At 62.2% G+C, this 10,578-nt stretch carries 11 protein-coding genes; 5 read left to right on the top strand and 6 right to left on the bottom strand.

Annotated elements, in window-relative coordinates; genetic code table 11:
- Together rimK and rimB are read right to left on the bottom strand one after the other, a co-directional pair.
- On the bottom strand, nt 1-862 hold an 862-nt coding region (rimK, locus tag L6D80_RS28415; RefSeq protein WP_236183092.1), incomplete at its 3' end, for a 30S ribosomal protein S6--L-glutamate ligase.
- A complete protein-coding gene (gene rimB / locus L6D80_RS28410; protein ID WP_054903554.1) occupies nt 859-1,341 on the bottom strand; it encodes a retropepsin-like aspartic endopeptidase RimB in 483 nt (160 codons plus the stop codon). The genes rimK and rimB, both read right to left, overlap by 4 nt.
- 109 nt (nt 1,342-1,450) lie before the next feature.
- On the opposite strand from rimB, the gene L6D80_RS28405 reads away from it, so the two are divergent.
- Nucleotides 1,451-1,852, top strand: a complete 402-nt coding sequence (locus tag L6D80_RS28405) for an RNA-binding S4 domain-containing protein (RefSeq protein ID WP_054903555.1) — start codon at nt 1,451-1,453, stop codon at nt 1,850-1,852.
- A 27-nt stretch (nt 1,853-1,879) separates the two neighbouring features.
- Here L6D80_RS28405 and L6D80_RS28400 read toward each other — a convergent pair whose 3' ends face one another.
- Nucleotides 1,880-2,674: a phosphatase PAP2 family protein gene (locus tag L6D80_RS28400; protein WP_054903556.1), complete on the bottom strand. Its 795-nt coding sequence runs from the start codon at nt 2,672-2,674 to the stop codon at nt 1,880-1,882.
- A gap of 120 nt (nt 2,675-2,794) precedes the next feature.
- Between L6D80_RS28400 and hslO the strand changes: the two genes are divergently transcribed.
- The 3 genes from hslO to L6D80_RS28385 all read left to right on the top strand — a co-directional run bounded on the left by hslO (nt 2,795) and on the right by L6D80_RS28385 (nt 5,982).
- On the top strand, nt 2,795-3,694 hold the full coding sequence (gene hslO, locus L6D80_RS28395; RefSeq protein ID WP_054903557.1) for an Hsp33 family molecular chaperone HslO: 900 nt from the start codon (nt 2,795-2,797) through the stop codon (nt 3,692-3,694).
- A 179-nt stretch (nt 3,695-3,873) separates the two neighbouring features.
- Nucleotides 3,874-5,415: a phosphoenolpyruvate carboxykinase gene (locus L6D80_RS28390; RefSeq protein WP_054903558.1), complete on the top strand. Its 1,542-nt coding sequence runs from the start codon at nt 3,874-3,876 to the stop codon at nt 5,413-5,415.
- Between the two features lie 126 nt (nt 5,416-5,541).
- On the top strand, nt 5,542-5,982 hold the full coding sequence (locus L6D80_RS28385; RefSeq protein WP_176515520.1) for an acyl-CoA thioesterase: 441 nt from the start codon (nt 5,542-5,544) through the stop codon (nt 5,980-5,982).
- A 54-nt stretch (nt 5,983-6,036) separates the two neighbouring features.
- Here the strand turns inward: L6D80_RS28385 and L6D80_RS28380 are convergent, their stop codons facing one another.
- The 3 genes from L6D80_RS28380 to fdhD form a co-directional block, all read right to left on the bottom strand.
- Complete coding sequence (locus L6D80_RS28380) at nt 6,037-6,516, bottom strand: glycine zipper domain-containing protein (RefSeq protein ID WP_054903560.1); 480 nt, start codon at nt 6,514-6,516, stop codon at nt 6,037-6,039.
- A 237-nt stretch (nt 6,517-6,753) separates the two neighbouring features.
- Nucleotides 6,754-9,099, bottom strand: coding sequence for an FdhF/YdeP family oxidoreductase (locus L6D80_RS28375; protein ID WP_176515518.1), 2,346 nt, complete (start codon nt 9,097-9,099; stop codon nt 6,754-6,756).
- A gap of 5 nt (nt 9,100-9,104) precedes the next feature.
- Nucleotides 9,105-9,935 carry a formate dehydrogenase accessory sulfurtransferase FdhD gene (gene fdhD / locus L6D80_RS28370; RefSeq protein ID WP_054903562.1) on the bottom strand — a complete coding sequence of 277 codons (831 nt, stop codon included), beginning with the start codon at nt 9,933-9,935 and terminating at the stop codon, nt 9,105-9,107.
- A gap of 174 nt (nt 9,936-10,109) precedes the next feature.
- Between fdhD and lysM the strand changes: the two genes are divergently transcribed.
- Nucleotides 10,110-10,550: a peptidoglycan-binding protein LysM gene (gene lysM, locus L6D80_RS28365; RefSeq protein ID WP_176515516.1), complete on the top strand. Its 441-nt coding sequence runs from the start codon at nt 10,110-10,112 to the stop codon at nt 10,548-10,550.
- Nucleotides 10,551-10,578: the final 28 nt, after the last annotated feature.

Genomic DNA, 10,578 nt, shown 5'->3' with positions numbered 1-10,578 from the left:
TCTCCAGGTGCTCGATGATCATCCCGGCCACGTTCTTGCCGGTGGTCACTTCGATACCTTCCAGGCCCGGTGAAGAGTTGACCTCCATCACCAACGGCCCGTGGTTGGAGCGCAGGATATCCACACCCGCCACGCTCAAGCCCATCACCTTGGCCGCCCGAATGGCCGTGATCCGCTCTTCAGGGGTGATCTTGATCAGGCTGGCGACACCACCGCGATGCAGGTTGGAACGGAACTCGCCTGGTTTGGCCTGACGCTTCATCGAAGCGATCACCTTGTCCCCCACCACGAAGCAGCGAATGTCGGCACCGCCCGCCTCTTTGATGTACTCCTGCACCATGATGTTCTGCTTCAGGCCCATGAACGCTTCGATCACTGATTCGGCCGCCTGGGTTGTCTCGCATAGCACCACGCCGATGCCCTGTGTGCCTTCAAGGACCTTGATCACCAGCGGCGCGCCATTGACCATCTGGATCAGGTCGGGGATGTCGTCCGGCGAGTGGGCGAACCCCGTGATCGGCAGGCCGATGCCGCGCCGGGACAGCAATTGCAGTGAGCGCAGCTTGTCACGCGAGCGGGCGATGGCCACCGACTCGTTGAGCGGGTACACGCCCATCATCTCGAATTGGCGCAGCACCGCGCAGCCATAGAAGGTGACCGAGGCGCCAATGCGCGGAATCACTGCATCGAAGCCTTCCAGCGGCTTGCCACGGTAGTGGATCTGCGGTTTGTGGCTGGCGATATTCATATAGGCCCGCAGGGTGTCGATCACCACCATTTCGTGGCCACGTTGGGTACCGGCTTCGACCAGGCGGCGGGTGGAATACAGACGCGGGTTGCGCGACAGCACAGCGATCTTCATGCAGCACCTGTGACAGGAGAAAGGGTGGCCGGGAAGGCCGGTTTGTCTTGCACGTACTTGAGCCCCGGGTTGACCACCAACTGGCCGTGGATAAGCGCCTTTGAGCCGAGCAGCAGGCGATAGCGCATGCTCTTGCGGCAGGCCAGCGTGAACTCGACCTCCCAGACGCGATCGCCCAGCGCCAGCGGTGTACGAATCACATAACGGGTTTGCGCATGGCCGTTGGAGCTCTTGATGGTCTTCATGGTAACCAGTGGTGCTTCACAGCGGCGGTGACGCAACTGCACCAGCGACCCCAGATGGGCGGTGAAACGCACCCAGGGTTGGCCGTTGCGTTCGAACGGTTCCACCTCGGTGGCATGCAGGCTGGAGGTGCTGGCACCGGTGTCGATCTTGGCGCGCAGGCCGGCCACGCCAAGGTCGGGCAGCGCGACCCACTCGCGCAGGCCGATCACAGTCAGATGGTCAAATGTCTTCACGAAGCGCACCCTGCGGATAAGGTGGTGAACTGTAAGCACGGCGGGGACTTTTTGCATCCGTCAGTTACGGTAGTACAGTTCGATGAAAGACAGAATTCGAGGTAGCGGGATGGCACAAAAACCGGAAGAAGACGACAAGGTCCGCCTGGACAAATGGTTATGGGCAGCGCGCTTCTACAAGACTCGTGCCCTGGCCAAGGCGGCGATCGAAAGTGGCAAGGTGCATTGCCGGGGCGAACGCTGCAAGCCGGGCAAGGAACCGCGGGTAGGCGATGAGTTTGTGTTGCGCATGGGGTTCGATGAACGCACGGTGGTGGTCAAGGCGCTGTCGGTGGTGCGCCGGGGCGCGCCTGAAGCGCAGACGCTGTACGAAGAAACCGAGGAGAGTGTACGGCGCCGTGAGCAGGCCGCAGCGATGCGCAAGGCGGGGGCAACCGGTGTAACGACCGATGGCCGTCCGAACAAGAAGCAGCGGCGGCAGATTTACCAGTTGCACGGCAGTTACGAGTGATTGGGGCCGCTGGGCGGCCCCGGCGCCTTAGCGGATCACCGCCAAGCGCCCGACCAACGGTATCTTGGCCGCGATCGCGAACAGCGGGGCCGTCCAGCGCAGCAGCAGCGCGCTACCCTTGGCCGCCAGCGGCGTGTAGTAGCTCCAGCCCAACGCCAGTATCGCCATCAGCAAGCCACCGATGTAGTCGTCCTGGCCCCAGTGGGCGCCAGCGACCAGCCGCGGCAGCATGAACAGGACCGCCAGCCCCCAGATCACCAGGTACTGGCCCAGGCGACGGCTGAATACGCTCATGAACAGTGCCCAGATCAACAGCACCGACGCATGGTCACCGGGGAAGCTCTTGCTCGAGCGGTCCTTCAGTTCCCAGGCCTTTTCCAGGTTCGGGTAGTAGTCACTGAGGTGTACCGCGCTGTCGAAAATCATCGACGGGCTGACATGTTGCCACCCGGCGGCATCCACCCACTTGGAAAACAGCGCGCGAATCACCACTAAGAGGAGCAGGGTGACAAGAAAGCCAAAAAAGGCTTCACGCACCTGGCTCGCCTTGAACACCCAGTTGCCACGGATCAGCGCGGCGAGAAGGATCAGCCCGACGACGATATCGAAGGGGCGTAGGCTGCCGACGGTCCAGATGTAGCGCCAGGCGGTGTTGTCGGCCAGGGGCGCATTGAGGCTGTGGAACAGCCACTCGTCGAAAGTCAGGCACAGGATCTGGCCAAAAGGCCATAACCAGAAACACAGTAGAGCAATGGGGAGCAGCGTACAGGCTGCCAAAGGCCCCCAGGACCACCTTGCTTGGAACAGTGGCCGATTGTCCATAAAATACCTCTATTGCAAACAGGAATTGGAGCGCGTTTTTAGCACTCTACCAAGGGTTTCCGAACATTTCCGAAACCCTATGTAACCATTTTGTCATCATTTTTCAGATAGCCAAAACCTATGAGCGATTTGCCAGATACCGATTTCACCCAACGTTTCATCTTCGACGACCGCGATGTGCGCGGCGAGTGGGTGGCACTCGATGACAGCTACGCTGCGGTGTTGGCCCGTCACCCGTACCCACAGCCCGTCGCCGCTCTGCTCGGCGAACTGATGGCGGCCACGGCCTTGCTGGTTGGCGCCATGAAGTTCGACGGCCTGCTGATCCTGCAGGCGCGTTCGCAAGGCCCGATCCCCCTGTTGATGGTGGAGTGCTCGAGCGAGCGCGACATCCGTGGCATGGCCCGTTACGAAGAGGATCAGATCCCCGCCGACGCTACCCTGGCGCAGCTGATGCCCGACGGCCACCTCACCCTGACCCTCGACCCCGTCAAGGGCCAGCGTTATCAAGGCACTGTCGAACTCGACGGCGCCAACCTGTCGGAGTGCTTCACCAACTACTTCGTTCAGTCCCAGCAGACCAACACTCGCTTCTGGCTCAACGCGTCGGCTGGCAAGGCCCGCGGCCTGTTGCTGCAACAGCTGCCGGTCGATCGCGAGCGTGACGAAGAAGAGCGCGAAGACAGCTGGCAGCATGTGATCGCCCTGGCCAAGACCCTCAAGACCGAGGAGTGGGCCGAGGACAACGAAACCCTGCTGCACCGCCTCTACCACGAAGACGCTGTGCGCCTGTTCGATATCCAGCCGCTGCGCTTCAATTGCAGCTGCTCGCGCGAGCGCTCTGGCAATGCCCTGGTCAGCCTGGGCGAACACGATGCCAAGCAACTGGTGGAAGAGTGTGGCGGCAAGGTCGAGATCGATTGCCAGTTCTGCAACGAGCGCTATTTCTTCGATGCCAGCGATGTTGCGCAACTGTTTGCCGGTGGTGGCACAGACACGGCGTCAGAAACTCGCCACTGAAACGTTTAACTACAGGATATTCTCCTGTCGAATTGCGCAAATGAGCGGTTCTGACAGGAGGGGCCTACTTTTTTTGGGCGTTTCTGGCATAATCCGGCCACTTTTTTCGCTGTAGTAGTTTTTTACAGACAACTACAAAACGTTTGGAGCACTCGGCCTCGGGCCGGATGGGGTATCTCATGACGCAAGCCAACAACACCGTGTACACCGACCTGAGCGTCGATGAGCTGGTAAAAGAAGCGCTGCAACGCGGTGAAGGCGTGCTAGCCGATACCGGCGCACTGGTCGTCGAGACTGGGCACCGTACTGGCCGTTCGCCGGCTGACCGTTTCATCGTCGAAGAACCTTCCACCCAGGACGCCATCGCCTGGGGCCCGATCAACCGCAAGTTCCCGGCCGACAAGTTCGACGCCCTGTGGGCTCGCGTCGAGGCGTTCAACAACGCTCAGGACCACTTCGTTTCCTACGTGCATGTTGGCGCTGCTGCCGAGCACTACCTGCCAGTCAAGATGACCACCCAGACTGCCTGGCAGAACCTGTTCGGCCGTTGCCTGTTCATCAACCCTGAGCAGTTCAACCCGGCTGGTCGCGACCAGTGGCAGATCCTCAACGTCGCCAACTTCGTTTGCGAGCCTGAGCGTGACGGCACCAACTCCGACGGTTGCGTGATCATCAACTTCGCCCAGAAGAAGGTGCTGATCGCTGGCATGCGTTACGCCGGCGAAATGAAGAAAGCCATGTTCTCGGTGCAGAACTTCCTGCTGCCGGCTGCCGACGTGCTGCCGATGCACTGCGCTGCCAACATCGGCGAAGAGGGTGACGTAACCCTGTTCTTCGGCCTGTCGGGCACCGGCAAGACCACCCTGTCGGCTGACGAAAGCCGTTACCTGATCGGTGACGACGAGCACGGCTGGGGCGAAGGCGTTGTCTTCAACATGGAAGGCGGCTGCTACGCCAAGTGCATCGACCTGTCCGAGAAGAACGAGCCGGTCATCTGGAAAGCCATCAAGCACGGTGCAGTACTGGAAAACGTCGTCCTCGACGGCAACCAGCACGCTGACTATGCCGATGTCAGCCTGACCCAGAACAGCCGTGCGGCCTACCCGCTGGAGCACGTTGCCAAGCGTTCCGAAGCGAACCTGGGTGGCGAGCCGAACGCGGTCATCTTCCTGACCTGCGACCTGACCGGCGTTCTGCCTCCGGTTTCGATCCTGAACAACGAGCAGGCGGCCTACCACTTCCTGTCGGGTTACACCGCGCTGGTCGGCTCCACCGAAATGGGCTCGGGCGGCGGCATCAAGTCGACCTTCTCTACCTGCTTCGGTGCACCGTTCTTCCCACGCCCGGCTGGCGAGTACGCCGAGCTGCTGATCAAGCGTATCAACGCGTTCGGCTCCAAGGTGTACCTGGTCAACACCGGTTGGACCGGTGGTGGCTATGGTGTGGGTAAGCGCTTCAGCATCCCGACCACCCGTGGCGTGATCGCTGCAATCCAGAGCGGCGCTCTGGTCGGTGCCGAAACCGAGCACCTGGACATCATCAACCTGGACGTGCCGAAGGCCGTTCCGGGCGTCGAGACCGAGCTGCTCAACCCACGCAACACCTGGGCTGACAAAGCTGCCTACGACGAAGCGGCCAAGGGCCTGGCCCAGCTGTTCACCGAGAACTTCAAGAAGTTCGACGTGTCCGACGCCATCAAGGCGGCTGGCCCACAGCTGTAAGCTCAAGCCCGTTGCAACGAGAAAGCCGCCTGTAGAGGCGGCTTTTTTGTGCCTGTGATCAGGCACCACAAACCTGCAAATTCTGTTTCACTGTCAGGACTCATTGCGACCAAACGAGCTAGCCAGATGATCGAATCCCCCGACCGCAGTGCCTTCTCCCACTTCCACCCCATCCTCACTCGCCCCCAGGACAACGACCACAACGGCCACATCGCCGGCGCCACCGTGCATGGCTTCTTCGAAACTGCCATCCAGGCCTTTCTGGTGGAGCAAGCCGAATTCGACCTGCGTGAGGGGCCGTTGGCGGCCTTTGTCGTCAGTTCCGCGGCGGATTTCTACGCGCTGCCAGGCTTCCCGGATGTGCTGGAGGTGGGCCTGGGCGTGACGCGCCTGGCAGGCAGTACGGTGGAGTACCGGCTGGCGCTGTATCGGCCGGGGGAAGAGGATGCGTGCGCAGCGGGCACCGTAGTGCAAGTGTTCATCGAGCGTGAAAATGGCCGGCCTGTACCGTTGCCAGAGCCGCTGCAGCTCATCCTCGGCGGCCTGCAGCTGGGCCACAACGTATAAAAAAGCCCCGCCATGCGGGCGGGGCTTTTGCTACCGAGGCGTTAGCCGCCGGTATCAGTCGCGCCAGTGGCGCTTGTGCTTGCGGTGGCCATAGTGGTGGCCACGGTCGTAGTGACGGCGGTCGTCGTAGCCGCGACGGTAGCGGCGATCGTCGTGGCGCTCGTCTTCATCGGCTTTGTTGCCCATGTAGTTACCCAGCGCGCCACCGGCACCGCCGCCTGCGGCTGCGCCGATATAGCTACCGGTGGTGCCGCCCATCGAGCGGCCGACCACGTTGCCGCCTGCGGCACCCAGTGCGCCACCGATGGCGGCCTCACCACGCTGGTGTTTGTTGGCGCCTACCGCACTGCCGGCAGCACCGCCCAGGCCGGCACCAATCGCGCCGCCCGTGCTACCGCCGATGGACTGGCCCACAACGGAGCCCAGTACCCCACCCAATGCGCCGCCAATGCCGGCTTCGGTGGTGCCGCCTGCCATGGCAACGCCGCTGAGCAAGCTGAAAGACAACAACAGAATCGAGGAGTACTTCTTCATCAAGAGAGCCTCATAGGGATGACGAGGGCGAATTTGAGGCTCGGCGCTGCGCCTGGCAACGAAAATCCGACGAGTAGCACGAGTTGTACACAATTCTCTAAGTTGCTGTTTTAACTGTGAAACTTTATCGTTTTTTGCGTGTCTGAGGTATTTATGACAAAGCCCTGATCCGTTGCGGACAGGGCTTTTTTTGTTCTTGGCCGTTGTTGACCACACCCTCTGCAGGCGCAGTGGCGTTTAAACGATACGCCCGTCGTCGCGGGCCCGTTCCAGCTTGATGGCGACGAACTTCGAGGTCGGTGTATGGCTGCCCTCGCCAATGCTCTCCAGCGGAATCAGCGGGTTCACTTCCGGATAGTACGCCGCCGCTTGCCCCGCTGGGATATCGAAGGCCAGCAACGTGAAACCGTGCACACGGCGTACATGTTCATCGCCCCACAGCGACACGATGTCGACTTTCTGCCCTGGCTGGAAGCCCAGGCGGATGATGTCGGCCTCGTTGGCGAACAGCACGTCCCGCTGGCCACGCACGCCGCGATAGCGGTCGTCCAGGCCGTAGATGGTGGTGTTGTACTGATCGTGCGAGCGCATCGACTGCATGATCAGGTCGGGCAACTGCCCGCTGGCGCGCACGCGCTCGTCGAGCAGGGTATCGGGCAGCAGGTTGGCTTTGAAGTTGGCGCGGCCTGTGGCGGTCTTCCACTCACGGCTGCCGGCGCTGTTACCCAGATAGAAGCCGCCTGGGTGACGCAGGCGCTGGTTGAAGTCAGCGAAGCCGGCGATGGTGTCGCCGATCAGGTCGCGGATACGGTCGTAGTCGGCCACCAGCCAATGCCAATCGACCGGCTGCTTGCCCAGGGTGGCGGCAGCAATGCCGGCAATGACGGCGGGCTCCGAGCGCATCTGGGCCGACAGCGGCTTCAACTGGCCGTTGGAGGCATGAACCATACTGAACGAATCTTCCACGGTCACCGCCTGTGGCCCTTCGGCCTGCAGGTCGATGTCGGTGCGGCCCAGGCAGGGCAGTATCAGCGCCTGCTTGCCATGGATCAGATGGCTGCGGTTGAGCTTGGTGCTGATGTGTACCGTCAGGTCGCAGTTGCGCAGGGCCTGCGCGGTACGTTGGGTATCCGGTGTTGCCTGGGCGAAGTTGCCGCCCAGCCCGATGAACACCCTGGCGCGGCCATCGAGCATGGCATGGATGGCTTCGACGGTGTTGTGGCCGTTATGCCGCGGCACTGGGAAGTTGAAGCGTTTTTCGAGGGCATCGAGCAGGGCCACGGGCGGGCGTTCGTTGATGCCCATGGTGCGGTCACCCTGCACATTACTGTGGCCACGCACCGGGCACAGGCCGGCGCCGGGAGCGCCGATGTTGCCGCGCAGCATCTGTAGGTTGACTATTTCCTGGATGGTCGGCACCGAATGGCGGTGCTGAGTGATGCCCATCGCCCAGCACATGATCACTCGCTTGCCCCGGCAGTACATGCGCGCGGCCAGCTCGATGTCGGCCAGGGTAAGGCCCGATTGCGCCTGAATGTGCGCCCATGGGGTGGCGTCCACCACTGCCAGGTACTCCTCGACGCCGTGGCCATGCTCGGCGATGAAGGTGTGATCGAAGACCGCAGGCTCACCTTTGGCCTGGGCTTCACGCTCCCACTGCAGGACGAACTTGGCCATGCCCCGCAGCATCGCCATGTCGCCGCCCAGTGCCGGGCGGAAAAACGCCGTGTTGGTGGGCCGGTCGCTGTTGGTCAGCATCTCCAGCGGGTTCTGTGGGTGCTGGAAGCGCTCCAGCCCACGCTCCTTGAGCGGGTTGACGCACACCACCTGCGCCCCGCGTTTCACCGCATCGCGCAGCGGGTCGAGCATGCGAGGATGGTTGGTGCCAGGGTTCTGGCCCCAGACGAAGATCGCATCGGCGTGCTCGAAATCGTCGAAGGTGACGGTGCCTTTGCCGACCCCGACGCTTTGCCCCAAGGCCACACCGCTGGCCTCGTGGCACATGTTCGAACAGTCGGGGAAGTTGTTGGTGCCATAGGCGCGTACGAACAGCTGGTAGAGATACGCCGCTTCGTTGCTGGCCCGCCCCGAGGTGTAGAACTCGGCCTGGTCAGGGGTCGACAGGTTGTTCAGGTGACGGGCGATCAGGGCGAACGCGGCATCCCAGGCAATTGGCCGGTAGCGGTCGCTGGCAGGGTCATAGACCATCGGCTCGGTCAGGCGGCCCTGGTATTCAAGCCAGTAATCGCTCTGTTCGCGCAGTGCGCTCACGCTGTAGCGGGCGAAGAACGCCGCGTCGACGCGGCGCTTGGTGGCTTCCCAGTTGACCGCCTTGGCGCCGTTCTCGCAGAACTTGACCATGCCGCTCTCGGGCGAGTCGCCCCAGGCGCAGCCGGGGCAGTCGAAGCCGCCGTTCTGGTTGGTCTTGAGCAGGGCGCGGATGTTCTTCAGCGCATTGTCGCTACCCACCCAGGCCTTGGCCACGCTGCGCAGCGCACCCCAACCGCCAGCGGGGCCGTGGTAGGGCTTGTAGCGAGGGGAGGAGGCTGGGGCGTTGTCCGGAAGGTTCTGGTACGAGGTCACGGTTGTTATGACTCCGCCGCTGGGCTGTAGACCCGCGGTGCACTGTGTTTGGGCAAGTGAATGAGGTTGAGGTTGTGCTTGCGCGCCCATTGCAGGGCAAGGCCGGTGGGGGCCGAGAGGCTGACCAGGGTCTGGATGCCAGCGCGCAGGACTTTCTGGATCAGCTCCAGGCTGCAGCGGCTGGTGACGATGGCCAGGCCACCTTCGGTACTGATGCCCTGGCGCAACAGAGCTCCGATCAGCTTGTCCAGCGCGTTGTGCCGGCCGATGTCTTCGCGCCCGAGCAGCAGTTCGCCCTGGTCGTTCATGAACAGCGCCGCGTGCACAGCACCGCAATGCTGGCCCAAGGGCTGGAAGGCATCGATGCGCTCACGCAGGCCGGCCAGCCACTGCGCTGGCGGCAGCGGCGCCCCAGGCAGCTCGGCCAGCTCTGGCAGTGCCTGCTCCAGGGCTTCGACCCCACACAAGCCACAGCCGCTGGTGCCGGCCAACTGGCGGCGCTGGTTTTTCAGGTTCCAGAATGCGCGGCTGGAGATTTCCAGGTCGGCGTACAGGGCTGAGCCGCTGCCGGAGAGTTTGAGGTCGTAGATTTCAGCGGTGCCTTCGACAATGCCGCTGCCCACGCTGAAGCCGACGGCGAAGTCTTCGAGGTCGGTGGGGCTGACCAGCATCACGGCTTGGTTGAGGCCGTTGTAGACGATGGCCAGGGCGACTTCCTCGGCCAGCGGGGTGCTGGCAGGTTCGGCGTCGCTGAGCTGGACGTAACCGTAAGTATTGCTGGCAGCGGGCAGTGCCAAGGGCGTGGAGGCCGCGCAGACCGGGGGTTTGCTGTTCATCGGGGCTGATTACCAGCGGCTTTTTGATAGCACCAGCCTAGGCCTGTGGGCCGGGCACGTCTAATCGCTAGGGTCTATGCCTTGATAGACCACGTCGATGAGCAGCAGCGGGGCGTGGGGGGAAATCCTGGCCTACACTGCTGTCTCCAAGGTTTTATCAACAAGGAGAGCGCAATGAGCCTATTCAGTTTCGTGAAGGAAGCCGGCGAGAAGTTGATCGACCTGCTGACCCCTGGCAACGCCAATGCCGAGGAGCAGCTCAAGAAGCACGTGGAGAGTGTCGGCCTGGGCAACCCCAACATCACCGCCACTGTAGAGGGTGACAAGATCATCCTCAAGGGCGAGGTGTCCAGTCAGGAGGAGAAGGAGAAGATCATCCTCGCGGCCGGCAACATCAATGGTGTGGCCAGCGTCGATGACCAGATCACCGTGACCGGGCCGGTGGCCCAGGCGGCGAAGTTCGTGACGGTGGAGAAGGGCGATACCCTCAGCGCCATTTCCAAGCGGGTTTATGGCGACCCGAACAAGTACAACAAGATCTTCGAGGCCAACAAGCCATTGTTGTCGCACCCAGACAAGATCTATCCGGGGCAGGTGCTGCGTATTCCGGATTAATAGCGTTTCATAGGCTGTACCGACCTCA

The sequence above is a fragment of the Pseudomonas ceruminis genome (genome assembly GCF_021602025.1).
Classification (GTDB): Bacteria; Pseudomonadota; Gammaproteobacteria; order Pseudomonadales; family Pseudomonadaceae; genus Aquipseudomonas; species Aquipseudomonas ceruminis.
This window is presented reverse-complemented; position numbering and strand designations above follow the sequence as displayed.

Coding starts and splice junctions, on each gene's coding strand:
- L6D80_RS28405 (WP_054903555.1), top strand. CDS start 1,451: ATGGCACAAAAACCGGAAGAAGACGACAAGGTCCGCCTGGACAAATGG.
- L6D80_RS28400 (WP_054903556.1), bottom strand. CDS start 2,674: ATGGACAATCGGCCACTGTTCCAAGCAAGGTGGTCCTGGGGGCCTTTG.
- hslO (WP_054903557.1), top strand. CDS start 2,795: ATGAGCGATTTGCCAGATACCGATTTCACCCAACGTTTCATCTTCGAC.
- L6D80_RS28390 (WP_054903558.1), top strand. CDS start 3,874: ATGACGCAAGCCAACAACACCGTGTACACCGACCTGAGCGTCGATGAG.
- L6D80_RS28385 (WP_176515520.1), top strand. CDS start 5,542: ATGATCGAATCCCCCGACCGCAGTGCCTTCTCCCACTTCCACCCCATC.
- L6D80_RS28380 (WP_054903560.1), bottom strand. CDS start 6,516: ATGAAGAAGTACTCCTCGATTCTGTTGTTGTCTTTCAGCTTGCTCAGC.
- fdhD (WP_054903562.1), bottom strand. CDS start 9,935: ATGAACAGCAAACCCCCGGTCTGCGCGGCCTCCACGCCCTTGGCACTG.
- lysM (WP_176515516.1), top strand. CDS start 10,110: ATGAGCCTATTCAGTTTCGTGAAGGAAGCCGGCGAGAAGTTGATCGAC.